The organism is Deinococcus sedimenti (assembly GCF_014648135.1).
Taxonomy (GTDB): Bacteria; Deinococcota; Deinococci; order Deinococcales; family Deinococcaceae; genus Deinococcus; species Deinococcus sedimenti.
The window spans coordinates 86832-111733 of sequence record NZ_BMQN01000003.1; the positions used below are offsets into that span (position 1 = coordinate 86832).

Consider the following 24902-nt stretch of genomic DNA (forward strand, 5'->3'; position numbering starts at 1 on the left):
CCACTTTCAACCGCCGCCCTTCTCAGGAGCTCGATTCAGAGATACTGAGGAAGCCCTTCAAGACCTCTGCATTCTGCTGTTGCAGCCGCTCGAAGAGCACGGTGGTCGCACACCATGCCATCGGCGTTCGCCGGAGACGAGGAGGCGGGTCAGCGCGCCGGGCTGGATTCGGCCGCCCAGGCCGGCGCGCGCCAGGCGCGGTGCCACGCGGGCAGGTCGGCGGGCGGCAGGGGCCGCGCGAACAGGTACCCCTGCATGCGGGAGCAGCGCAGCTTCAGCAGGTGCTGGGCCTGCGCGGCCGTCTCCACGCCCTCGGCGATCACCGAGAGGTTCAGGGCGCCGCTGATGGTCAGGATGGCCTGCACGATGGCGGTGTCGGCCGCGCCGAGGTCCTGCACGAACGACTGGTCGATCTTCAGGCCGGAGACCGGCAGGCGCTTGAGGTAACTGAGGCTCGCGAACCCCGTGCCGAAATCGTCGATGCTGGTCTGCACGCCCAGTTCCCGCAGGGTGGTCAGGACGCCCTGCGCGAGCGGGATGTCGTGCAGCAGCAGGCCCTCGGTCAGTTCGAGTTCCAGCTGCTGTGGGGGCAGGCCGGTGTCGCGCAGCGCCTGCTGGACCTGCGCGGTGAAATCCGGCGCTGAGAACTGCGCCGGGGAGACGTTCACGGCGACGGACAGGGGACCGAGTCCTGCGGCGGTCCACTCGCGGGTCTGCCGGCAGGCTTCGCGCAGGGCCCACGCGCCGATCGGGACGATCAGGCCGGTTTCCTCGGCCAGGGGAATGAAGTCCAGGGGTGGGCGGAAGGTGCCGTCGGGTTGCGGCCAGCGCAGCAGGGCCTCGACGCCGGTGACGCGGCCCTGGTCCAGGTCCACCTTCGGCTGGTAGTGCAGGCGGAACTGCTGGCCGTCCAGGGCGGCGCGCAGGTCGCTCATGAGCTGCTGGCGGGCCAGCAGGCCGGCGCGGATCTCGCCGGAGAAGAAGTGGAAGCGGTTGCGGCCGTCGCGTTTGGCGCGGTACATGGCGGCGTCGGCGTGCCGCATGAGGTCCTCGACCCCGGCGCCGTCGTCCGGGTACAGCGCGAGTCCGGCGCTGCCGGTGACGTTGAGCCGGTGACCGTGCACGTCGAAGGGCTCCTGCATGACCCCGAGGATCTTCCCGGCGAGGTGCTGGGCGTCGCGGGGGGCGTTCAGGTCGGTGAGCAGCAGCACGAACTCGTCCCCGCCGAGGCGGCTGACGGTGTCGGCGGCGCGCAGCTGAGACCGCAGCCGGGCCGCGACCTGCCGCAGCAGCGCGTCGCCCACGTGGTGGCCGAGCGTGTCGTTGATGTCCTTGAAGTGGTCGAGGTCTAGGAACATCAGGGCGAAGCAGGTGCGGCGGCGCTGATGGGCGGCGGTGGCCTGCGTGACGCGGTCGTGCAGCAGCACGCGGTTGGGCAGGTCGGTCAGGGCGTCATGCTGCGCGAGGTGGGTCATGCGGCGGTTCAGGGCGCGCTGTTCGGTCACGTCCCGCACGACCAGCACCGCGCCGCGGTTCTCGCCGTCCTTGCCGGTCAGGGGGGAGGCGGTCATGGCGACCTCGCGGGGTCCGGCGGCGGTGTCGAGCACAGCGGCGTGCTCGGGTGGCAGGTGCTGCGCCGCGCCGGTCCGCTGGGCCTGCGCGACCAGGTCCGCGGCGCTGCCGTCCGGTCCGCCGAGCGCGTCCCGCAGCGGCTGGCCGTCCGCCTTGCCGAACAGGTGGCGGGCGCGGGCGTTCTGGAAGCACACCCGGCCGTCGGCGTCGAGCCGCAGGACGCTGTCGGTGATGCCGTCCAGCGTCACCCGGTAGGCGTCCTGCGCCTCGATCAGGTCGAGTTCCGCGCGGCGGCGGGCGGTGATGTCGGTGCCCAGGGCGAAGAAGCCGCGCACCTCTCCGCCCTGGATGTCGGGCACGTACGCGGCCTGCAGGTAGCGCTCCCCGCTGGGGGTGTGGACGCTGCGCTCGAACACGGCACTCTGGCCGAGCAGCGCGCCCTGGATGTGCGCGTGGTTCTGGCGGTACAGGTCGTCACCCAGCAGCTCGCGCAGGGTCAGCTGGCGCACCTCGTCGGGCGTGCGGCCGAAGAAGGTCAGGTAGGCGGCGTTGCTGAACCGGTTGCGCTCCTGGCGGTCCCAGTAGCCGATGGTGGCGGGCATGTGGTCCAGGATGGCCTGCAGGTCCGCGCGGACCCGGTGCAGGTCCTCGCTGGCCTGCACGCGCGCGGTGATGTCCAGCTGCGTGCCGGTGATGCGGGTGGGCTCGCCCGCCGGACCGCGTTCACTGATCCGGCCGCGCAGCTGAATCCAGCGCCAGTCGCCGCTCGCGGCGCGCAACCGGTACTCGGCCTCGTAAAACGGGGTCTGCGCGTCGGCGTGCGTCTGGTAGGCCTGCAGCAGCTCCGGGAGGTCCGCCGGGTGGATGAGGGCCACCCAGTCGTCCTGCAGCGTGCCGACGTCCTGCGGGGCGTACCCGAACCGTTCCAGCCAGCCGGCCGAGAACTGGATGCGCCGCTCCTGGGCCCACCAGTCCCAGAGGGTGGCCTGACTGCCGTCCAGCGCGAGCTGCAGCTGATCCTGCACGGCCTGCAGGCGCTGCTGCTGGTCGCGTTCCAGCGTGCGGTCCTGCACCTGCGCCACGACATGCAGCGGCTGGCCGCGCTCGTCCCGGATCACGGCGACATTCAGCTGCGCCCAGATCACCTGTCCGTCGCCGCGCACGTAGCGTCTCATCATCTCGGCCGCGTGCGGGTCGCCGCGGTGCGTCAGGAGTTGCGGCGCGCTCACGTGCCGGTCGTCGGGGTGGGTGAGGTCGCCGACCGTGGCGCGCAGCAGCTGCGCTTCGGTGTACCCGAGCAGGTCGCACAGGGCGCGGTTGACGCGCAGGAAGCGGTCGTCCAGGCCGACGAGGGCCATGCCGATCGGGGCGTGTTCGAACGTCGCTTCGAAAAGCCGGATTCCGGTCGGCATGGGGTCTCCTCGTCAGGTTCGGGCGGTGGGCGCTGCGGCTCATCTTACCTGCCCTGTTCCTCGGCCCTGCCCTGCTCCCCGGCCGCGTGCCGGGCTGCGGTCACGGCAGACGGACGCGGGAGCGCGCCACACCATCTGGCGCGCTCCCGCAGCGAGTCCCCGCTCACGGCCGGGCAGTTGCTCACCGCAGTGCCCGGTTCCGTCTCAGGGCCAGCATCACGCCCCTCCGCTCCACTTTCACCCGATCCTTCGTCAGGGACTCGCTCTGCTCCGCAGCTCTGCGAGTCCGCTCGATTGAGAAGGCTTGAGCGACACACGACCTCTGCAGGCTCCGGTCAGGCGAGACCGGTGTTCAGGTGAGACTGGCCCGCGCCGCCTCCTGCAGCTGCCGCCAGGCGACCTTGCCGGTGGGGCTACGCGGCAGACTCTCGACGAACTGCCAGTCACGCGGCACCTTGTAGGTGGCCATCTGTTCCCGCGCCCAGGTTTCCAGTTCGGCGGGCGTGGCGGTCATGCCGGGCCGCAGGACGATCAGCGCGCGGGCGCGCTCGCCGCTGCGGTCATCCGGCACGCTGATCACGCAGGCTTCCTGCACGGCCGGGTGGGCGTGCAGCTGGTTTTCGACTTCGGCGGGCCAGACTTTCATGCCGGACACGTTCACCATGCGCTTGAGCCGGTCGGCGAAGTAGAAGTACCCCTCGTCGTCCACGTACCCCAGGTCCCCGGTGCGGAAGAACCGCTCGCCGCCGATGTTCGTGAACGCCTCGGCGGTCGCGTCCGGGCGGTTCCAGTAGCCCTGCATGACCTGCGGGCCGCGCAGCACGATCTCCCCTGTTGCTCCGACCCCGAGTTCCGCGCCGGTGTCGAGGTCCACGATGCGGGCGTCGACGTTGAACAGCGGAATGCCCAGGCACTGCAGTTTCTGGCGGCCCTTGGGATTGCTGTGCGACTGCGCCATGGTTTCGGACAGGCCGTACCCTTCGAGGAACAGGATACCGGTCAGGTCCAGCAGGCGCTGCCCGACGGCGGCCGGGAGGCTGGCGCCGCCGCCGGTGACGTTGCGCAGGGAGCGCAGGTCCGCCGGGTCGAAGGTCGGGGAGGCCATCATGTCGATCAGCATGGTGGGCGTGTTCGTCCAGAGGGTCGCCCCGTGCTCGCGGATCAGGGTGCGGGCGGCGTCGCGGTCCCAGCGGGAGAGGATCACGACCCGCGCACCCACGGTCAGGACACTCATGAGGCTGTTGATGAAGCCCGTGACGTGGAAGAACGGCAGCGCGGCCAGGAACACGTCCTCGACGTTGCCGTCCACCCACACGCCGGCGCCGAACACGTTGGCCTGCACGCTGCCGTGGGTGTGCATGCAGCCCTTGGGCAGGCCGGTCGTGCCGGAGGTGTACGGCATGATGCACAGGTCGTCGGCGGTGACGGCCGCTTCCGGGGCGGGCGCGGCCTGCAGCGCGGTGTCGAGCGTCACGTCGTCGCCCTGCAGGTCGGGCGTGACGTCCAGCCCGTCGGGGAGGGGGACGCCGGGGGTGGCCTGCGCGCCGCGCATGACGTTCGCCACGACTGCGTGGCCCAGTCCGGCCTGACGGGCGCGGTCGTACAGTTCAGCGCCGACCACGCCGACCCGGATGCCGGCGTCCTGCAGGAAGAACCCGAATTCCCGGGCCTGCAGCATGGGGGCCAGGGGCACGACCACGGCGCCCAGCTGCCACGCGGCGAAGGCCGCGACCGCCCATTCGGGACTGTTCTGCATCCAGACGGCCACGCGGTCGCCCCGCTGCACGCCCCGCGCGGCGAGGTGCCCGGCGAGGCGGGTGGCCTGCTCGTGCAGGTGCGCGTAGGTCCAGGTGCGGCCGTAGTGCCACAGGGCCACGCGGTCGGGGTAGCGTTCGGCGCTGACGCGGAGGTTGTGCATGACGCCGGTGCGGGGCAGGGTCAGCGTGCGGGGTTTGCCTTCGGGCCAGTAGCGGGCAGTCTGGGTCATGCGGGTCGACCTCCGGTGGAATGGGGCGGCTCCGCGTGGGGGCGGAGGGGCACGGAATTGTGGAGGTGTCGAGCATAGCGCGAAACCGGTTGCCGGGCGGGGCGGCCGCGCCCCCGGCGTCCTCCGGAGGCGGTTTGAGGGAGTTTTCACGTCCCACACGCCGGAATTAAGGTTTTGGCCAAAAGTGCGTGCTACACGGAGTTTTTGTCTTCATTGGCTCTGAAAAAGCGTGCTGGTGGGCATTCCCTGTTCCCTTCCCCTCTTCCCAAGGGCGCCGCCTTATGTCATGCTGCTCACCATGACGAAAAAGTCTGCGAAAGCCCCCGCCAAGAAGCCCGCTGCCAAGGCTGCTCCCGCTCCCAAAGCCGCTCCCAAGGCCGAGAGCAGCAAGGTCGCCAAGACCCAGCTCGTGGAAATGGTCGCCGATAAGACCGGCCTGACCAAGAAGCAGAGCGAGGAAGCCGTCAGCGCCATGCTGGACGTCATCGTGGGCGCCATCAAGGGCGGCCAGAGCGTCGGCCTGCCCGGCCTGGGCACCCTGAGCGTCAAGGCGACCGCCGCCCGCACCGGCGTGCGCCCCGGCACCAGCGAGAAGATCCAGATTCCCGCCGGCAAGAAGGTGGCCTTCAAGGTCGCCAGCACCCTCAAGGGCAACCTGTAATCCACGCCTGAGTACAGGGAGGGGTCGCGCTGCGGTGCGGCCCCTCTCCTTTTGACTGAACGCGCGCCCGGCCCGCATGCAGCGCGGGACAGCACACATCGGTGTTCAGTTCCATTGACAGGCCAACGACACGCCCTTCACCCCACTGCCAGCCGCTGCTGTTTCCACCGTCTCGCTCTGCTCTGCAGCTCTGCGAGTCCGCTCGTGTCCGGTGTGCAGACAGAGCCCCCCACCTGACCACAGGTGAGGGGCTCTAGGCTGTGCAGCGGGATCAGTTCAGGGGCTGGGCGTGCAGTTCGAGTTCGACCGGGACGTTTCCGGCCACGGCGCGGCTGTAGGGGCACACGGCGTGCGCGGCGCGCAGGAGCGCCTCGCCGGTCTCCAGGGGGGTGTCGGGCAGGTAGACCTGCATCAGGACGCTCAGGCCGTACCCCTGGGCGTCCTGGCTGAGGCTCACGTGCGCGCGGGCCTGGGGGGTGCCGCCGACGGTGACGCCGTCCCGGCGGGCGACGCTCTGCAGGGCGCTCAGGAAGCAGGAGGCGTACCCGGCGGCGAAGAGTTCTTCGGGGTCGGCGCCCTGGACGCTGGAGTTCGCGGGGCGCAGCGCGACGGGCAGGCGGTCGCGGCCGATCTGGGCCTGGCCGGTGCGGCCGCCCTGAACGTCGGAGGTGGCGGTGAACAGCACTTTCGCTTCGGTGGCAGTCATGGCTGGATCGTACGCCCCAGATTCCGTGCCATCAAGGCGGCAATGTTCATGGATTGCGACCATGATCGGTATAATCCGGTGTGGACCGTCGACAGCTGGAAGCGTTCGTCATCGTGGCGCAGGAGCGGCACTTCGGCCGGGCCGCCGAGCGCCTGAACCTCGCCGCGTCTCCACTGGGGCGCGTGATCCGGGCCCTGGAAGACGAGATCGGCACGTCCCTGCTGACCCGCACGACCCGCCGCGTGGACCTGACGGCAGCGGGCGCAGCGTTCCTGCCGCAGGCGCAGGCCATCCTGGCGCAGCTTGATCAGGCCGCCAGCCTGGCGCGCCGCACCGCGCAGGGCGAATCCGGCCGCGTCCGGCTGGGGTACATGGGCGCGGCGCAGGCCGCGATCCTCCCACGGCTGTGGCGCGCGCTGCGCGCGGCGAATCCCGACGTGCAACTGGACGTGACCGAGCTGTGCACGCCCGATCAGCGGCAGGCGCTGCTGGCCGGCGAACTCGACGCCGGACTCATGGCCCTGCCGGTCTGGCACGACGACCTGAGGGCCCGGCCGCTGGCGCGCATCCCTCTGCTGGCGGCCCTCCCCGAGGAGCACCCGCTGGCCGACCGGCCCGGCCTGTCCCTGCGGGACCTGGCGCACGAGGAATGGCTGACCTGCACGCCGTACGCCACCACCCTGCCGCCGGAACAGGTGCAGGCGCTGTGCATGGCGTTCGGCCTCGTGCCACGCACGCGCGCGGTGGGCGGCAGCGAGAGCGCGGTGGTGGCGCGCGTCGCGGCGGGCATCGGCCTGACCCTGGTGCCGCAGACGCTGATCAACCCGCAGCAGGAGGGCGTGCGCTTCGTGCCGCTGGAGGACCGCGTGACGCTGGACGTCGGCCTGGTCACCCGCGCCGCGCCGGAGAACCCGGCCGTGAACGCGCTGCTGCGGGCCGCTCATGCGGACTCCGGTTGAAAGGTTTGCAAAAACGTTCAACCAGAGCGGACTCGGAGAGCTGCGCAGCAGAGCGAGCAGGAGAGAAACGGGTTCCGGGCGTGGAGTTGGCAACCCGGTGTCTTTCCTGGTTGTTACCGAAACAGACGGAATCCGTATCAGGACATGAACGCCCCCGCCTGTCATCAGGCGGGGGCGTTTGGGAGCGCTGGCTCAGCGGGTGTACAGCAGGCGGTTGGGGCTGCCGTTGACGCCGCTGACGACGTTGGTGGTGGCGCTGCTGATCACGGCGCTCGTGACGGCGCTGTTGCCGGCGCTGCCGGCCGCGACGCGCAGGACGGCGGCGCCCGCGACGTGGGGGGAGGCCATGCTGGTGCCGCTGATGGTGTTCGTGGCGGTGTTGCTGGTGTTCCAGGTGCTGGTGATGTTGCTGCCGGGTGCGAAGAGGTCCACGCAGCTGCCGTAGTTGCTGAAGCTGGAGCGGGTGTCGGTGTTGGTGGTGCTGCCGACCGTGATGGCGCTCGCGGCGCTGGCCGGGGAGACGTTGCAGGCGTTCTGGTTCTCGTTGCCTGCCGCGACAACCATGATCAGGTTCTTGCCCGCGGCGCTGTTCACGGCGTCGTTCACGGCCTGGCTGAAGCCCCCGCCGAGGCTCATGTTGGCGACGGCGGTCGCCGAGCCCTTGTTCGTCACGGCCCAGTTCACGCCGGCGATCACGCCGCTGTTGGTGCCGCTGCCGCTGCAGTTCAGGACCTTCACGGCGACCAGGGTGACGCCCTTGGCGACGCCGTAGGTGCTGCTACCGACGGTGCCCGCGACGTGCGTGCCGTGCCCCTGGCAGTCGCTGTTGTTGCCGTCGCCGGTGGTGTTGGTGCCCCAGATGGCGCGGCCGCCGAAGTTGGTGTGGCTGGTGCGGATGCCGGTGTCGATGATGTACGCCTTGATGCCGCTGCCGGTGTAGTTGTAGATGTAGTTGCCGTCGGTGGGGCGGCTGCGCTGGTCGACGCGGTCGAGGCCCCAGGTGGCGCCGGTCTGCGTGGCGGTCATGTGCATCATGGCGTCCTGCTCGATGTACTTGACGCGCTTGTCGCCCTGCAGCTTAGCGAGGTTCTGGCTGCTGAGTTTGGCGGCGAAGCCGTTCAGAGCGGCGCTGTAGACGTGCTGGACCTGCACGCCCTGCGGATCGAGACCCAGGGCGCCGATGAAGTCGCTCTGTGCGGTGAAGTCGGTCTGCACGTCGTCGTTGAACACCACGACGTACTGTCCGGGGATGGCTTCGGGGTTGGAGGTGCCGAGGACGGGCGTGCCCTGGGGCTGACCGGCCTGGGGGGCGGCGGTCTGCTGCCCGCAGGCGGCGAGGAGCAGGCTGAGCGCGGTGGAAACGAGCAGGGGACGTGCGTTCATGTGTGCCTCCGTGGTGTCCTCGGTTGGGAATGGGGCACCCTGTGCATCGCCACTGGGACGCTGTTCAGGGGGTTGTGTTGTGAGGAACCTCCGGCATCATAGGGACGTCCGCGGCCAGTGAACATGAGAGCCGGTCGCCGCCGACCGGTCCCGGCTGGCCGCTCAAGTGAAACAGGTGTCTAAGTCGAAAAAAAGCTGTGTCCCGATATACCGAACAGTGAGACACATGGCTGACGACAGGATGCCGAGGCGTTCTGACACCACCTCGTGACCTCAGCGCCGAGCAGCCTCGCAGAGCGGGGACCTGAGAACGACAGCGGTTGGCCAGGCCACCCTGGGACGGCCCGTCCGCTCAAGGCAGCTGGCCACCGCGTTCAGAGGCCGGTTGCCCCAGGCACCAGCACGTTACTTCCGGCGGCGCGCCCGCTGCGCGCCGGACGTCCACCCCTGCGCCGCGCGGTACGCCTCGACCCGCTCGGGAGGCAGCTGACCCCGGGACACGGCCCGCACGACCGCGCAGCCCGGTTCCGTGCCGTGCGTGCACTTGCGGAACCGGCAGTCGGCGGCCAGCGCCTCGATGTCCTCGAAGCCCGCCGCCGCGTCGTCCCGCCAGACCTCGATATCCCGCAGGCCCGGGTTGTCCACCAGTACGCCCCCGCCCGGCAGGCGGTACAGGGTGCGCGCGGTGGTCGTGTGTCGCCCCTCGCGGGTCGCGCCGACCTCGCCCGTCTGTGCGGCCTCCCGGCCCAGCAGGGCGTTCGTCAGGGTGCTCTTGCCCATCCCCGACGAGCCGATCAGCGCCGCCGTCTCACCGTGACCGATCAGGGCGCGGACCTCGGCCACACCCTCGCCTTCCTTGGCGCGCAGGGGAAGCACCGGCACCGCCGGGTCGAGGGCCCGCAGCTGCGCCAGTACCGCCTCGGGTTTGCGGGTCAGGTCGACCTTGTTCAGCAGCAGCGCCGCCCGCGCGCCCCCCGCATGTACCGCCTCCAGATATCGCGACAGCCGCGCCTCGTCAATGTCCCCGTCCGGCGCCGTCATGATCAGCACCAGGTCCACGTTCGCGCTGAGCACCTGCATCCCGGACTGCACGGCCCGGGCCAGCTGCGTGCGGCGGGGCAGCACCGCGTGCACCCGCATCGGCGCGTCCAGCAGGGGTTCCGCCATGACCCAGTCGCCCACCACCGGGCTCAGCTCGGCCTGCCGCAGCGTCCCGGCGAACACGGATTCCTGCGCGCCGCCCTGCGTCCAGAGGGTCGCCGTGTTGCGCCCCACGCCCGCCACCCGTCCCGGCAGCAGGGTCAGGCCGGGCGCGGCGAGCCTCACCTCCCGCGCGGCCTGCTCGAACTCCGGCGTCCAGCCGATCTGCGCGAGGTTCAGGTCAGGGAGGGTCAACGGGCACTCCGGGCGGCAGCGGACAGGAAGGCAGTCATCCGGCCCAGGGTAGCCGCTGCGCGCGCCCCGTGCCCAGTGGAGTGGCACAGTCGGGGTGCACAGTCAGGGCGCACAACCGAGATACACAGTCGTGGCGTACCCGGTCCCGCCCCGTCCATCCGGCCAGGGCCGCTCCCCCACTCGCTGCCGGGCGCGCGTCATGGGCGCGGTGCGGCATCCTGTGAGGCATGATTCGCCCCCCTGCCGCCTTCACGCCCCGGCCCCCGCGGCCCGCACCGGAGCCCGCGTGAGGTTCGACGCGCCGCGCGCGCCGCTGCCCGACGAGAAACTCAGCCTGCAGGAGCGGCTGCGTGACCTGCGCGCCACGCTGGCGCTGGTGTGGCAGGCCAGCCCCCTGCACGCCGGGACATACGCGGCCAGCAGCCTCGCCGGAAGCGCGCTGCCCGCCGCGAACCTGTACGTCGGCAAACTGCTGCTGGACGAGGTCGCCCGCGCCGCGCAGGGACAGGTCACGTACCGGGCGCTGCTGACGCTGCTGGCCGTGCAGGTCACGCTGGTCGTCGTGGGGAACCTGATCAGCACCGTGCAGAACGCCGCGCAGCAGCTGCTCGGGGACGCCCTGCAGCACTCGGTCAGCCGCCACATCCTGGACAAGGCCACCACCCTGAGCGTCGAGGCCTTCGAGAACGCCGACACCTACGACCGCCTCCAGCAGGCGTGGCGGGAGGTCGGCTCGCGGCCCCTGGGCGTCGCCACGCAACTCGTGTCCCTGGCGGGCGCGGTCGTGACGCTGGGCTCGGTAGGCGCCCTGATGAGCACGCTCGGCCCATGGGTGCTGCCGCTGGTGATCCTGGCGAGTATTCCCGGCGTGATCGTCAGCAACCGCTTCGGGGTGGAAGGCTACCGGATGCTGCGCCGCCAGACGCACGACTCACGCGTGCAGAACTACCTGGGCAGCCTCCTGACCAGTGACGCGCTGGTCAAGGAGGTGCGCCTCTTCGGCTTCGAGGGGTACCTGCTGGGCCGCTGGCGCGAGTACTACCTGGGTTTCCGCCGCCAGCTCGTCACGCTGGTGCAGCGCCGCTCGGCCTGGGGCTTCGGGGCGGGGCTGCTCAGTGCGCTGCTGATCGGGCTGGCCAGCGCGCTGATCCTGCGCCGCGCCGCCGACGGGCAGATCAGCGTCGGGGACTTCAGCGTGTTCGTGCTCGGCATCACGCAGATCCAGGGCACGGTCAGCAACCTCCTGAACGGCTTCTCCGCCATCTACCAGAACCTGCTGTACATGCGCAACCTCTTCGCGTTCCTGGAACTCCCCACCCGCGACCTCGACGCCGGGGAGGTCTGGAGCGGCCCGATCCACACCATCGAATTCCGGGACGTCAGCTTCCGCTACCCCCTGACCGACCGGGATGTCCTGCAGGGCGTGAACTTCACCGTGCAGCGCGGACAGGCCCTCGCTCTGGTCGGGGAGAACGGGGCGGGCAAGACCACCATCGTGAAACTCCTGACGCTGCTGTTCGCCCCGACCGGCGGGCAGATCCTCCTGAACGACATGGACGCCGCGCGGTTCAGCCCGCGCAGCGTGCAGAAGGAGATGAGCATCATCTTCCAGGACTTTGGGCAGTACCAGATGACCGCCCGCGACAACGTCGCCCTGGCCGAGGTCAGCCGTCTGGACGACGCGGCGGGCGTCGAGGCGGCCACCGACCGCGCCGGAGCCGAATTCATCGGCACCCTCCCACAGGGCCTGGACACCCCGCTGGGCCGCCTGTTCCAGGGCGGACGGCAGCTGTCCGGCGGGCAGTGGCAACGCCTCGCGCTGGCCCGCCTGTACTTCCGCGACGCCTCGGTCCTCGTGTTCGACGAACCCACCGCCGCCCTCGACGCCCGCGCGGAATTCGAGACCATCCAGGCGCTCCGTGAACAGACCAGGGAACGCATCACCCTGCTGATCTCGCACCGCTTCTCCACCGTCCGGCTGGCTGACCAGATCGTCGTCCTGAACGGAGGCGAGATCGTCGAGAGCGGCAGCCACGAGGACCTCATGACCCTCGGCGGGCGCTACGCCACGCTGTACGACCTCCAGGCACGCGGATACGCCTGAACGCTCAACTCCGCCGCAGGGCCGCCGCTCCACGCTGAAGGCACAGGTCGATGGGGTGGGTGACCTCCGGATCGGTGAACCACACGTCCAGCCGTCCCGCCTCGCGCTCGACCTGCACCGTGCCGCGCGCCGCGTGCCACAGCAGGTCCGTCAGGAACTCGGTCAGGCTGACCGCCAGCTGGAGCCGCCGGGTTTCACGTGGGCCGCAGGAGATGATCTGCCCCACCTGCCCGGCGGGGCCGGGCCGCAGGTCCGCCGCGAGGTACGCGCCGCCGTGGTCATGCGCGAGCAGAACCCAGGCCGGGTCGAAGGGAACGGGACGCAGCGTCCCCGGCGGATCCACGGCCTCCACCGGCGGCCAGTCGGCACTGGCCTGCACCAGCTCACCGCCCCAGCCGGAATCCAGCGGCAGGGCGCTCATGCCGAAGAACAGGCCGTGCTCCGCCCGCGTCAGATAAGGGCCGATCACCCGGACGTACCGGCGCAGGTCGTCGGGCACCCGCACGTTCAGGGTGTCCTCCAGTGAGTCCAGGGCCGGACTGGTCGGCTGCTCGGGGAGCGCCTCACCGACGGCAGCGGTGAGCCAGTCGCGCAGGACGGAGATCGGGTCGGTCATCGCGCACCAGTGTGGCGCGCGCAGCGGGGCCGGGGAGCCACACCTGCGCCAGGGATCGGTGGCGGGCGGGACGGAGCCGCGTGAGCATCGGGTTCCCCCATGTCCCGCCGTCCGGGCGCGGCCTACACTGCGCTCATGCTTTCAGCGCGTGCGCGGTGGTTCCCGGTGGTGGTCGTGGTGGTGACGGTGCTGGCGCTGCTGCTGGCGGCGGGGGCGCGCAGCGCGCCGGGGGTGTTCCTGCTGCCCATGCAGGAGTCGCTGGGATTCAGCCGGGGCACGCTGTCGCTGACAGCCAGCCTGGGGCTGCTGGTGTTCGGGCTGGCGGCGCCGCTGTCGGGCCGCCTGATGGACCGCTTCGGGCCGAGGCGGGTGGCAGGCGCGGGTCTGTTGCTGGTGGCGGTCAGTTTCGCCTTGAGTACGCGGGTGGGCAGCGAGCTGGGCCTGCACCTGACGTGGGGCCTGCTGAGTGGCCTGGGCACGGGACTGGTGGGGAGCGTGCTGGGCGCCACCGTGGCCACGCGCTGGTTCGTGCGGCGCCGGGGGCTGGTGGTGGGCCTGTTCGGCGCGGCGACGAGCGCGGGGCAGCTGCTGTTCATTCCGCTGCTGACCCGCTGGGCGCAGACGGTGGGGTGGGCGCAGGCGACGCTGATCGTGGCGGGCGCCGCACTCCTGCTCGCGCCTCTGCTGCTGGCGCTGCTGCGCGACCGCCCGGAGGACGTGGGCCTGCGCCCAGACGGCGAGGTGGCCGACCCGGACGCTCCGCCCGTCGCGCCGCCCGTGCCGGACGCGGGCGTGATGGCGCGGGCGCTGCGGCACCGGGATTTCTGGCTGCTGAGCGTCACGTTCTTCGCGTGCGGGTTCACGAGCAACGGCATCATCGGCACGCATTTCATCGCGTATTGCGGGGACCTGGGCCTGGGCGCGACATTCGCGGCGGGCACGCTGGCGCTGATGGGCGCGTTCAACTTCGTGGGCACCCTGGCGAGCGGGTACCTGACCGACCGGGTGGACCCTAGGCTGCTGCTCGCGGCGTACTACGTGGTGCGCGGCCTGAGTCTGGCGCTGCTGCCGCTGGTGCCGCCCGGCATGGCGTTCACGATCTTCGCGGTGCTGTTCGGATTGGACTACATCGCGACCGTGCCGCCCACGACCGCGCTGACCGCCGACACCTTCGGGCGGGCGAACGTCGGCACGGTGTACGGCTGGATCTTCTGCGCGCATCAGGTCGGCGCGGCCCTGGCGTCCTGGCTGGGCGGCGTCACCCGCGACGCGCTGGGCAGCTACGCCCCGGCGTTCCTCGCGTCGGCGGTGCTGGCGGTCGCGGCAGGCGCGCTGGCACTACGGGTCACCCCACCGGCCCGGCGGGCGGTGCGGGCGGGCTGAGTGTCAGTGGTGCGCCTCCCCGGCCGCCGGGCGCACCGTGTCGGGGGGTGTTCCCGCCTGGTCGGCGGCCGGGTGCGGCAGGGCGTGCGAGAGGGCCAGCAGGCTCACCAACAGCGTCCAGACGCCCACCACGGCGCGGGCCGCCGGAGACCGGACGGAGGTCTGGGTGGCCGGGGAACGAGGAGCGCGGCAGGTCATGGTGCCCAGCTTGCGCTTCGGCGGCGTGCCGGGCCATCTGCCGGGTGGCCCGGATGGGCTGGCCAGTCGGCCGACCGGCCCCGCCAGTCCGCCAGTACCGCCGCCCGCGGGCCGGGCGCACGCTCGGGCCATGCTCAACCGCGCCCCCCAGTCGTCTGCCCGCGCCACCGCTCCGTCGGCCACTCTGCCCGCGTGGCAGGGCCGCGCCCTGACGTCCCTGATGATGGGCGCGGCCCTGGTGGGGGCGCTGCTCGCGCCGCACGCCAGCCCCGCTGCGTGGAACGCGCGGGAGGGTGGCATCGAGGCCTGCCTGGACGCCCTGAGTGGCCGCACCGACCTGGACGGGCGCCGGCTGATCCCGTCCAGCGTGACGGTGGAAAAGGGGACGTTCAGCGCGCAGGTTTAGGCGGTACGCACCTCGCCGACCGGGTTCAACCGGGGCGAGCCGGTCACGCTGACGTGCACGGTGCGGGGGTCGCACGTTCAGGTGACGGTTAGGCCATCCTGACCCGGCGGCCCGTTCAGGACAGGACGGGCCGCCGGGTCAGGTGGGCTTACCCGCGCAGCAGCGCGCGGAGTTTCTCGGTGTCGGCGTGGAAGCCGCGGATGCCCTCGGCGAGCTTCTCGGTGGCCATGGGGTCGCTGGCGAGCGCCCAGTGGAAGTCGGCTTCCGTGAGGGCGGGTTCGGTCTGTGTGGCCGCTTCGGGTTTCAGCACGCGTTCGAGGTGGCCCTCATCGGCGGCGAGTTCGCCGAGCAGCTGGGGGCTGACGGTCAGGCGGTCGCACCCGGCCAGCGCCTTGACCTGCGCGGCGCTGCGGAAGGACGCGCCCATGACGATGGTGTCGTACCCGTGGGTTTTGAAGTGGTGGTAGATCTCACGGACGCTCTTCACGCCGGGGTCCTCGTCCACGGGGTAGCTGTCCTTGCCTTCGGCTTTCTTGTACCAGTCGGTGATGCGGCCCACGAACGGCGAGAGCAGGTACGCCCCGGCCTGCGCGGCGGCGACCGCCTGCGCGAGGTTGAAGACCAGGGTCAGGTTGCAGCGGATGCCTTCGGCTTCCAGCACGCGGGCGGCCTGCACGCCTTCCCAGGTGGTGGCCAGCTTGATCAGGATGCGGTCCTTGCCCACGCCGCGCTGCGCGTACAGGTCGATGAGGTGGCGGGCCTTGGTGATCATGGCGTCCGCGTCGAAGGACAGGCGGGCGTCCACCTCGGTGCTGACGTACCCGGGGACGATCCGGGTCAGTTCGGTGCCGATGGCGACGGTCAGGAAGTCGATGGCGGCGTCCACGTCGTCCATGCCGCGCGCTTCGTCCAGCAGCTTCGCGTAGCCGCTGAGCGTGGCGGCCTTGAGGATCAGGCTGGGGTTGGTGGTGCAGTCCTGCGGCTGGTACTGGCGGATGGCGTCCAGATCGCCGGTGTCGGCCACGACGACCGTCATCTGCTTGAGCTGTTCGAGTGCGTTCATGGGTCTCTCCTTCCGGGCGCGGCCGCTCCTGCGGGGCGGGGCGCGCCGCACACCACTGAGGGTGGCGCGTTTCCGAGCTTTCCACCCTACAGCAACTCTTCATGCAGCTGCCCTGGACAGGTGGGCCGCGTGACGCGCCGGGCGGGGCGTACCCTGCGCGTCATGGATGTCCCTCTGGTGCTCAGTGAGTCGCAGGCGGCGGTGGTCGCGCGGGCCGCGCAGGCGATCCGCGCTCATGGGCCGGCCTGCGAGGCCGCGCAGGACGTCACGCCGGCCGCGGCGCGGGCCCTGTCGGAGAGTGGGTACACGCGCCTGACCGTGCCCGCGGCTCAGGGGGGGCTGGGCGCGAACCTGACGCAGTTCGCGCTGGCGCAGCTGACGCTGGGCCGCGCCGGGGCGGGGCTGGCGCTGGTGCTGGCCATGCACGGGCACGTGACCGGCGCGGCCTTCCAGGGGCGCACGCTGCCCGGGGAGCTGCTGGCGGTCCTGGCGGAGGCGAGCGGCCGGGGTGAGCTGCTCAACGCGCTGGCGAGTGAGCCGGAGCTGGGCAGCCCGTCGCGGGGGGGACTGCCGCGCACGCGGGCCGAGCCGGACGGCACGGGCTTCGAGGGCGGGGGGTGGCGGGTCACGGGCCGCAAGACCTGGAGCACGGGGTCGCGGGCGCTGACGTGGGCGCTGGTGACGGCGGCCGCGCCGGACGGACAGGTGGGGCGGTACCTGGTGGACCTGCGGGGGCCGGGCGTGCAGATCGAGCCGACCTGGGTGGATGCGCTGGCCCTGCGTGGGAGCGGCAGTCACGACGTGGTGTTCACGGGCGCGCCGGCGCGGCTGCATGCGCCGCCGGCCGCGGCGCATCCGGCGAGCAGCGCGTGGTTCTGGACGGCGGTGGCCGGCACGTACCTGGGGGTGGGGTTCGCGGCGCTGGACGCGCTGCGGGCGTACGCTCACGAGCGGGTGCCGACGGCGCTAGGCGCGCCGATCGCCACGGTGCCGCGAGTGCAGGAGCAGGTGGGGCGCATCGGGGCGGAGGTGCTGGCGGCGCGGGCGCTGCTGCTGAGCGCCACGCAGGGCTGGGACGCGGGGCCGGGCGCGGCGTCCGCGCCGCTGATCGGGGCGGCCAAGGTCGTGGCGACGAACGCGGCCGTGACCGCGAGTGATCTCGCGGTGAGGGCGGCAGGGGGCGCGGCCCTGACCGCCAGCCTGCCGCTGGAGCGGCTGCTGCGGGACGCGCGGGCTGGTCTGACGCATCCGCCGGGAGATGAGGCGGCGTTGACCGCGTTCGGGGCGGCGCTGCTAGACTCACCGTCGGCTGAACCGGCTCCCGACGCGGCGTTGCGGGACTGAGTTCCGGTTCGCAGAGGGTCACCCCGCCTCCGTGTGGGGTGAGGGGTCGGTGGTGGCGGTTCTCCGCGCCGCCGCGCGGCCATGAGGCGCCCTGCCACGAACGTTGCATTCGATCTGCAGGACCCTCCCCCCGGGATGAGTGCTGGCAGATCCTCCCGGGGGGGGGTCCTGCTCGTTAAATCCCCTGGGGGAGGGTCGGGGGCCAGTGATCCTCCCCCAGGGGGTCGCACGCTTTGGCAGGGCCGGGAGATCGGCGGGGAGTTCGGCTGGGCGGAACGACCCGGCGCCCTGACGGCCAGCGACACTTGCGACCTGCTCCGCCGGACCCTATGCTGATCACTGTCAAATCCCCCCGGGGGGGATAGGAGGCGCGAATGTCCAAGACCATCGAACTGGGCGTGCAGGGCATGACCTGCGCGAGCTGCGTCGGCCGCGTGGAACGTGGACTGAAGAAGATGGACGGCGTCCTGGACGCCACCGTCAACCTGGCCACCGAGCGGGCCACGGTCACCTACGATCCGGCCACCACCACCCCACCGGACCTGCTGGCCAGGGTGCGGGACATCGGCTACGACCCCGTCAGCGCCGAACTGGACCTGAGCGTGCAGGGCATGACCTGCGCCAACTGCGTCGGCCGGGTCGAGCGCGCCCTGAACAAACAGGATGGCGTGCTGAGCGCCAGCGTGAACCTCGCCACCGAACGGGCCACCGTCACGTACCTGCCCGCGCAGGTCAGCCCCGGTCAGCTCAAGGCCGCCGTGCGGGCCGCCGGATACGACGTGCGGGAAGATCAGCCCGGCCTGTCGCGGGAGCAGCAGGAACGACAGGCGCGCGAACAGGAGGTCCAGGCGCTGCGCCGTCAGGTGCAGTTCAGCGCCGTGTTCGCCGTCCCCCTGCTGCTGCTGGCGATGGTGCCGATGGTCGTGCCCGGTCTGGAGGCACGACTGATGGACGCGTTCGGCCACCGCGTCATGACCGCGCTGAACTGGGTGATGCTGGCCCTGGCGCTGCCCATCCAGTTCGGCCCTGGGCGCCGGTTCTACCGCCTGGGCCGGAAGAGCCTGCGCAGCGGCTCGCCGGACATGAACGCCCTGGTCATGATCGGCACCACCGCCGCGTTCGCGTACTCGCTGGTGGCCACGGTCCTGCCGGGCCTCTTCCCAGCGGGCACGGCGCACGTGTACTACGAGGCGTCGGGCGTGGTCATCACCCTGATCCTCCTCGGCAAATACTTTGAGGCGGTCGCCAAGGGCCGCAGCAGCGAGGCCATGAAGTCGCTGCTCAGCCTGCAGGCCAAGGCGGCGCGGGTGCTGCGCGGCGGGCAGGAACTGGACCTGCCTGCCGACGAGGTGCTGGTCGGCGACCTGATCAGCGTGCGCCCCGGCGAGAAGATCCCGGTGGACGGCGAGGTCACGCAGGGCGCGAGTTTCGTGGACGAGAGCATGATCACGGGCGAACCGGTCCCCGTGCGCAAGCAGGTCGGGGCGGCCGTGGTGGGCGGCACCATCAACCAGAACGGCGCCCTGACCTTCCGCGCGACCCGGGTGGGCGCCGAGACAGCCCTGGCGCAGATCATCCGGCTTGTCGAGACCGCGCAGGGCAGCAAGCCGCCCATTCAGGGCCTAGCCGACCGCGTCGTGGCGGTGTTCGTGCCCATCGTGCTGGGCGTGGCGGCGCTGACGTTCCTGCTGTGGCTGGTCCTGGGTGGCCCGGCGTCCCTGTCGTACGCGCTGGTGACGACCGTGGCGGTCCTGATCATCGCCTGCCCCTGCGCGATGGGGCTGGCCACGCCCACCAGCGTGATGGTCGGCACCGGCAAGGCCGCCGAACTGGGCGTGCTGTTCAAGAGCGGCGGCGCCCTGGAAGGTCTGCAGGCCGTGCAGGTCGTCGCGCTGGACAAGACCGGCACGCTGACCAAGGGGCACCCGGAGCTCACGGACCTGCTGACCGCGCCGGGCGTGGACCGCGTGCGGACGCTGGCCCTGGTGGCCGCGGCAGAAACGCAGAGTGAGCATCCGGTCGCGCGCGCCATCGTGGACGCCGCGAGGCGGGACGGTATCGCCCTGCCGGAACCCACCTCGGTCGAGGCGGTGCCCGGATTCGGTCTCGACGCGCAGGTGGACGGGCACCGGGTGCAGGTGGGCGCCGACCGCTTCATGCGGCAGCTCGGGGTGGACGTGACGGCCTTCGAGGCGCAGGCCGCGCGGCTGGGCGACGAGGGCAAGAGCCCGCTGTACGCCGCGCTGGACGGGCAGCTGGCCGCGGTGATCGCAGTGGCGGACCCCATCAAGGACGGCAGTGTGGAGGCCGTGCGGGCGCTGCGGGCCATGGGGCTCACGGTGGCGATGATCACCGGCGATCACGCGCGGACCGCGCACGCCATCGCGCGGCAGGTCGGTATCGACGAGGTGCGGGCCGAGGTGCTGCCCAGCGGCAAGAGTGACGCCGTGCAGGCGCTGCAGGCCGGCGGGCAGAAGGTCGCGTTCGTCGGTGACGGGATCAACGACGCGCCCGCGCTGGCACAGGCGGACGTGGGTGTGGCGATCGGCACCGGGACGGACGTGGCGGTCGAGACGGCGGACGTGATCCTGATGAGCGGCGACCTGCGCGGCGTCACGAACGCGTTCGCCCTGAGCCGCGCGACGCTGCGCAACATCCGCCTGAACCTGTTCTGGGCGTTCGCGTACAACGTGGTGCTGATCCCGGTGGCGGCCGGCGCGCTGTACCCCGCGTTCGGCACGCTGCTCAGCCCGGTCCTGGCGGCCGCCGCCATGGGCTTTTCCAGCGTGTTCGTGCTGACCAACGCCCTGCGCCTGCGAGGCTTCCGGCCCCCGGTGCCGGTGCAGCCGGTCGCCGCGCCCGCCGCGCAACTGGCCTGACGGCCACAGGGCTCGGGCCGGTGAGTCCGCCCTGGGGGCGGGCTCCCCGGTCCGGTCCGAGTGAACGGCACCGCGCGGTCCCGGGCAGGCAACGGGCCCACAGCGAGATCCTGTCCCGGCCCGGCTCTGTTCCCTGCGGGGTTCCGCTCCGGCGCGACGGACCTTCAGCGCGCCCCCTGCCAGCGGTTTCCAGTTCCACCCTGGGGCCAACACCCCGCCCTCCAATTCCACTTCCGACCGCTGTCTTGTTCAGATGCTCGCTCTGCTCGTTCAGGAGTATCGAAGGGAGCCTTCAATACTCCTGAATTCTGCTGTGAGTGGTCAGGGAGCCGGACTCCGCGGACGGGGCGGGTCAGGCGCTGTCGTGGACTGTGACGCCGGCTTCCTCGAAGGCGCAGCGGGCGACGGGTCCAGCGTGGTCGGTGACCCAGGCATGGATCTGGCTCAGGGTGGCGAAGGTAGCGAAGCCCGTGGGGCCCCATTTGCTGTGATCGGCGATGAGGACGGTGCGCGTGGCCTGGGTCATGATGGCGGCTTTCTGCTGCGCCTCGATGAGGTTGCTGTTGGTCAGGCCGCGGGTGGGGTCGATGCTGGTGCAGCCGACGAGGAAGAGGTCGTAGCGGTAGCGGCGGATGGTGTCCAGGGCGTCGGGTCCGGTGAGGCTGTAGGTGCTGCCGTAGAGTTCGCCGCCGACGACGTAGAGGGGGCATTCGCCGTTGAGTTCGTAGGCGACGTCGATGCCGTGGGTGACGACGCGCAGGGTGCGGGTCAGGTGGGGGGTGCGTTTCAGGGCGTGGGCGACGGCCTGGGCGGTGGTGCCCGCGTCGAGGTAGAGGGTCTGGCCGGGCTGGATGAGGCTCAGGGCGGTCTGAGCGAGGCGGGTTTTGGCGTCCTGGTGGAGCTGCTGCCGGTCGGTGTACTGCTGGTCCTGGCTGGCGAGGGCCGCGCCGCCGTGGAGTTTGCGGATCAGGCCGCGGCTGGCGAGCAGGTCGAGGTCGCGGCGGGTGGTGGCGCCGCTGACGCCGAGCGCTTCGGTCAGGGCGGTGGTGCGCATGCGGCCGTTCCGGGAGAGCAGGTCGAGGATGCGCTGGAGGCGGTCCTCCGCGAGGGGAGCGTTCATCTCTGCTCATGGTAGCGCGTGGGGTGCGGGGGGCATGCGGGTGGGTTTCTGCCGTGGTGGTGCGGGTGTCCAGGCAAGGGTGACGGGGGCACTTGATGGTCAGCCCCATGTCAACTATGATCGAAATTGCTCAAAATTGATCACGATTCGTCAGGAATCAGCAGGTGAGCGGGTGGCTGTCCCGCTCTCCCCACAGGAGAAGCAACCATGATCAACCTCCCCCGCTCACTGATCCGCCTCGGCGCGCAGGCCACCAGCAAACAGGCCGCCATCGAACAGGTCGCCGCCCTGCTGGCCCAGGCGGGCCGCGTCGACCCCGCCTACCTGGGCGGCATGCTCGCCCGTGAAGGTCAGGCGAACACCTACCTGGGCAGCGGCATCGCCATCCCGCACGGCACGCCCGACACCCGCCACCTCATCCGCCAGACCGGCATCGCCGTGCTGCAACTCCCGCAGGGCGTCGCCTGGGGCGAAGGCGGCGAGACCGTCCGCCTCGTGGTGGGGATCGCGGCGGCCAGCGACGAGCACCTCGACATCCTGCGCCGCCTGACCCGCGTGCTCGCCGACGACGCGCTGGTCGAGCAGCTCTCGACGACCGCCGACCCGGCCCTGGTGCAGCGCGCCCTGACCGGCGACGCCCCCCCCGAGGAAGCCGCGCCCGTCAGCGGCCCGGACCTGCCCTTCAGCGCGCAGGTCACGCTGCCCAACCCGCTGGGCATGCACGCCCGGCCCGGCACGATGCTCGCCAATCTGGTGCGCCGCCTGGGTGGGCGCGTGTGCGTCGAGCATGCCGGGCAGAGTGCGGACGCGCTGCGCCTGATGGAACTGCTCAGCCTGGGCGTCAAGCGCGGCAGCGTCCTGACGGTGCGGGCCGACAGCGAGGCCGCGCTGGGCGCCGTGACCGACGCGATCCGCGCCGGGCTGGGCGACGACCTGAGCCTGGCCGCCCCGGCCGCGCCCGTGCGGCGCGAGGCCGACTGGCGCCCCACGCAGGTCGGCGCGACCATCGAGGGCGTTCCCGCCAGCGACGGCCTGGTGATCGGCGAGACCCGCGTGTACCGCCCGGCCGAACTGCACGTCACCGACCAGCCCGGCGAGGCCGCCGCGCAGGCGCAGGCGCTGGACGACGCGCTGAACGCCGCCGCCGCCGAACTGGACGGCCTGATCGAGCAGCAGACCCAGGCGGGGCACGCCGACCGCGCCGCGATCTTCCGCGCGCACCGTGAACTCCTGACCGACGAGGGCACCGTTCAGGACGCCGTGAATCTCGTGCTGGACGGGCACGGCGCCGCCTGGGCGTACAGAAAGGCCAGCGGGGAGCGCATCGCGCAGCTGCAGAAACTCGACGATCCGACCCTCGCCGCGCGGGCCACTGACCTGGGCGACGTGCAGCGCCGCGTGCTGCGCCGCCTGCTGGGCCTGGGCGAGGACCACCTGGAGGGCGCCGCGCCCGCGATCCTGCTCGCGCCGGACCTGACGCCCAGCGACACCGCGCGGTTCAGCGAGGGGAGCCTGCTGGGCTTCGTGACCGCGCAGGGCGGCCCGACCAGCCACACCGCGATCATCGCGCGCGGGCTGGGCCTGCCCGCCGTGGTGGCCGCCGGGACCGGCCTGCTGGACGTGCCGGACGGCACCCCCGCCATTCTGGACGGTCAGGCGGGTGCTTTGTACCTGAATCCCTCGGCGGCGGACGTGCAGGCCGCCCGCGCCCGGCAGGGTCAACTGCAGGCCGAGGAGAACCGCGCCCGCGCCGAGCGCCACCGTCCCGGCGCGACCCGCGACGGCGCCCGCGTGGAGATCGCCGCGAACATCAACCGCGCCGCCGCCGCGCCCGGCGCGCTGGACGCCGGGGCCGAGGGCGTCGGCCTGATGCGCACCGAGTTCCTGTTCCTCGAGCGCGACAGTGTCCCGACCGAGGATGAGCAGGAACGCGAGTACCGCGCCATGGCCGAGGCCCTGGGTGAGCGCACCCTGATCATCCGCACGCTGGACATCGGCGGGGACAAGGACGTGCCGTACCTGGGCCTGGAACGCGAGGACAACTCCTTCCTGGGTCTGCGCGGCATCCGGTTGTGCTTCGAGCGCCCGGACCTGTTCCTGCCGCAACTGCGCGCCATCGTGCGCGTCGCCAGGGATCACCCGAACGTGCACGTCATGTTCCCGATGATCAGCACCCTGGAAGACTTCCGCCGCGCCCGCGCGCTGCTCGACGACGTCCGTGCCGAGCTGGACGCGCCGCGCATTCCGCTGGGCGTGATGATCGAGGTGCCCTCGGCGGCGCTGCTGGCCGGGCAGCTGGCCCCCGAGGTGGACTTCTTCAGCGTCGGCACGAACGACCTCACGCAGTACACCCTCGCGATGGACCGCCTGCACCCGCAGCTGGCCCGCCAGACCGACGCGATGCACCCGGCCGTGCTGCAACTCGTGGCGCTGACCGTGCAGGCCGCCGACGCGCACGGCAAGTGGGTGGGCGTGTGCGGCGGCGCCGCCGGGGACGAGGTGGGCGCGCTGATCCTGACCGGGCTGGGCGTGAAGGAACTGTCGGTCAGCGCCCCGCAGATCCCGGCCGTGAAGGCCGCGCTGCGGCAGCATGACCTCGCCACGCTGCGCGACCTGGCCGCCCGCGCGCTGACGCAGCCCGACGCGGCGAGCGTGCGCGCCCTGACCCGCACCCTGAGTCCGAACCCGCAGGATCCCGAGGTCCGCGCGTGAGCGTCACCCCGCGCGTCCTGACCGTCACGCTGAACCCCGCGCTGGACCTGACCGTGCAGGCGGCGGGCTGGCAGCGGGGCGAGGTGAACGCCGCGCAGGGCGCGCAGCAGGACGCGGGCGGCAAGGGCGTGAACGTGGCGTCCATCCTGGCCGACTGGGGCGCCCCGGTGGCCGCGACCGGCCTGCTGGGCCGCGACAACGCCGCCCCCTTCGAGACGCTGTTCCGCGACAAGGGCGTCAGCGACGAGTTCGTGCGCGTGCCCGGCGCGACCCGCGTGGGCCTGAAGATCGTGGACCCCACGCGTGGCGACACCACCGACCTGAACCTGCCGGGCCTGACCGTCAGCGCCCGCGCGCTGGCGCACCTGCAGGCGACACTGCGCTCGCAGCCCGCCGGGGTGGAGGTCGTGGCGCTGTGCGGGAGCCTCCCGCCGGGCGTCCACGCGAGCTTCTACGCCGAGGAGGTCGCCCGCCTGCGCGAGCAGGGGCGCTTCGCAGTGCTGGACACCAGCGGCGAGGCCCTGCGCGCCGCGCTGACGGCCGACACGCTGCCGCAGCTGATCAAACCGAACATCCACGAGCTGGAGGCCGCACTCGGTCACCCGCTGCCTACCGACGCCGACGTTCTGGCTGCCGCGCGTGAACTGATCCGCCGCGGGGCCGAACTGGTCGCCGTGTCGCAGGGCGAACGCGGCGCGCTGCTGGTCACGGCCCGGGAGGCCGTGTTCGCCCGCCCCCCGCGCGTGACCGTGCAGAGCACTGTCGGCGCGGGGGACGCCATGGTCGCCGGTCTGATCAGCGCCCACCTGGACGGCCTGAACCTGGAGAGCGCCGCGCGGCGCGCCACGTCGTTCAGTGCGGGCAGCATCACTCGCCTGGGCGCGCACCTGCCCCCCCGGGCGGAACTGGACGCCCTGGCCGCGCAGGTGCAGATCGAACCTGCCGGGTCCCTGACCGCCTGACCCCCCACAACCCACAACCCACAACCCACAACCCACAACC

The 24902-nt window shown here is 71.7% G+C and carries 18 protein-coding genes; 9 read left to right on the forward strand and 9 right to left on the reverse strand.

Annotated features, from left to right (window positions below):
- Positions 1-149: 149 nt before the first annotated feature.
- Together IEY69_RS09575 and IEY69_RS09580 are read right to left on the reverse strand one after the other, a co-directional pair.
- The gene (locus IEY69_RS09575; RefSeq protein ID WP_189072937.1) at positions 150-2984 is read right to left on the reverse strand and encodes a sensor domain-containing protein; all 2835 of its coding nucleotides are present in this window, start codon (positions 2982-2984) and stop codon (positions 150-152) included.
- Between the two features lie 352 nt (positions 2985-3336).
- The gene (locus IEY69_RS09580) at positions 3337-4971 is read right to left on the reverse strand and encodes a long-chain-fatty-acid--CoA ligase (RefSeq protein ID WP_189072938.1); all 1635 of its coding nucleotides are present in this window, start codon (positions 4969-4971) and stop codon (positions 3337-3339) included.
- 286 nt (positions 4972-5257) lie between these two features.
- On the opposite strand from IEY69_RS09580, the gene IEY69_RS09585 reads away from it, so the two are divergent.
- Positions 5258-5632 carry an HU family DNA-binding protein gene (locus tag IEY69_RS09585; protein WP_189072939.1) on the forward strand — a complete coding sequence of 125 codons (375 nt, stop codon included), beginning with the start codon at positions 5258-5260 and terminating at the stop codon, positions 5630-5632.
- Positions 5633-5903: 271 nt separating this feature from the next.
- Here the strand turns inward: IEY69_RS09585 and IEY69_RS09590 are convergent, their stop codons facing one another.
- Positions 5904-6338 carry an Ohr family peroxiredoxin gene (locus IEY69_RS09590; protein ID WP_189072940.1) on the reverse strand — a complete coding sequence of 145 codons (435 nt, stop codon included), beginning with the start codon at positions 6336-6338 and terminating at the stop codon, positions 5904-5906.
- Between the two features lie 80 nt (positions 6339-6418).
- Here IEY69_RS09590 and IEY69_RS09595 point away from each other — a divergent pair, with 80 nt between their 5' ends.
- Entirely contained in the window at positions 6419-7297 is an 879-nt protein-coding gene (locus tag IEY69_RS09595) for a LysR substrate-binding domain-containing protein (protein ID WP_189072941.1), read from the forward strand.
- Positions 7298-7489: 192 nt separating this feature from the next.
- Here IEY69_RS09595 and IEY69_RS09600 read toward each other — a convergent pair whose 3' ends face one another.
- The gene (locus IEY69_RS09600; protein WP_189072942.1) at positions 7490-8680 is read right to left on the reverse strand and encodes a S8 family peptidase; all 1191 of its coding nucleotides are present in this window, start codon (positions 8678-8680) and stop codon (positions 7490-7492) included.
- Between the two features lie 405 nt (positions 8681-9085).
- Complete coding sequence (gene rsgA, locus IEY69_RS09605; protein ID WP_189072943.1) at positions 9086-10075, reverse strand: ribosome small subunit-dependent GTPase A; 990 nt, start codon at positions 10073-10075, stop codon at positions 9086-9088.
- Positions 10076-10361: 286 nt separating this feature from the next.
- Between rsgA and IEY69_RS09610 the strand changes: the two genes are divergently transcribed.
- Positions 10362-12179, forward strand: a complete 1818-nt coding sequence (locus tag IEY69_RS09610) for an ABC transporter ATP-binding protein (protein ID WP_229783818.1) — start codon at positions 10362-10364, stop codon at positions 12177-12179.
- 4 nt (positions 12180-12183) lie between these two features.
- On the opposite strand, the gene IEY69_RS09615 is transcribed toward IEY69_RS09610, so the two are convergent.
- Positions 12184-12795 (reverse strand): SMI1/KNR4 family protein, encoded by a 612-nt coding sequence (locus tag IEY69_RS09615; RefSeq protein ID WP_189072944.1) that lies wholly within the window; start codon positions 12793-12795, stop codon positions 12184-12186.
- Positions 12796-12930: 135 nt separating this feature from the next.
- On the opposite strand from IEY69_RS09615, the gene IEY69_RS09620 reads away from it, so the two are divergent.
- Positions 12931-14178 carry an MFS transporter gene (locus tag IEY69_RS09620; RefSeq protein ID WP_189072945.1) on the forward strand — a complete coding sequence of 416 codons (1248 nt, stop codon included), beginning with the start codon at positions 12931-12933 and terminating at the stop codon, positions 14176-14178.
- A gap of 3 nt (positions 14179-14181) precedes the next feature.
- Here the strand turns inward: IEY69_RS09620 and IEY69_RS09625 are convergent, their stop codons facing one another.
- Positions 14182-14376, reverse strand: coding sequence for a hypothetical protein (locus tag IEY69_RS09625; RefSeq protein WP_189072946.1), 195 nt, complete (start codon positions 14374-14376; stop codon positions 14182-14184).
- A 130-nt stretch (positions 14377-14506) separates the two neighbouring features.
- Between IEY69_RS09625 and IEY69_RS09630 the strand changes: the two genes are divergently transcribed.
- Positions 14507-14782, forward strand: a complete 276-nt coding sequence (locus IEY69_RS09630) for a hypothetical protein (RefSeq protein WP_189072947.1) — start codon at positions 14507-14509, stop codon at positions 14780-14782.
- Between the two features lie 148 nt (positions 14783-14930).
- Here the strand turns inward: IEY69_RS09630 and tal are convergent, their stop codons facing one another.
- Positions 14931-15845: a transaldolase gene (gene tal / locus IEY69_RS09635; RefSeq protein ID WP_189072948.1), complete on the reverse strand. Its 915-nt coding sequence runs from the start codon at positions 15843-15845 to the stop codon at positions 14931-14933.
- Positions 15846-16007: 162 nt separating this feature from the next.
- Between tal and IEY69_RS09640 the strand changes: the two genes are divergently transcribed.
- Positions 16008-17189: an acyl-CoA dehydrogenase family protein gene (locus IEY69_RS09640; RefSeq protein WP_189072949.1), complete on the forward strand. Its 1182-nt coding sequence runs from the start codon at positions 16008-16010 to the stop codon at positions 17187-17189.
- A gap of 374 nt (positions 17190-17563) precedes the next feature.
- The gene (locus tag IEY69_RS09645) at positions 17564-20068 is read left to right on the forward strand and encodes a heavy metal translocating P-type ATPase (protein WP_189072950.1); all 2505 of its coding nucleotides are present in this window, start codon (positions 17564-17566) and stop codon (positions 20066-20068) included.
- Between the two features lie 352 nt (positions 20069-20420).
- On the opposite strand, the gene IEY69_RS09650 is transcribed toward IEY69_RS09645, so the two are convergent.
- Positions 20421-21188, reverse strand: a complete 768-nt coding sequence (locus tag IEY69_RS09650) for a DeoR/GlpR family DNA-binding transcription regulator (RefSeq protein ID WP_189072951.1) — start codon at positions 21186-21188, stop codon at positions 20421-20423.
- 207 nt (positions 21189-21395) lie between these two features.
- Between IEY69_RS09650 and ptsP the strand changes: the two genes are divergently transcribed.
- Positions 21396-23900, forward strand: coding sequence for a phosphoenolpyruvate--protein phosphotransferase (ptsP, locus tag IEY69_RS09655; RefSeq protein WP_189072952.1), 2505 nt, complete (start codon positions 21396-21398; stop codon positions 23898-23900).
- Entirely contained in the window at positions 23897-24862 is a 966-nt protein-coding gene (gene pfkB, locus IEY69_RS09660) for a 1-phosphofructokinase (RefSeq protein ID WP_229783820.1), read from the forward strand. Before ptsP ends, pfkB begins: the two co-directional genes overlap by 4 nt.
- Positions 24863-24902 lie beyond the last annotated feature (40 nt).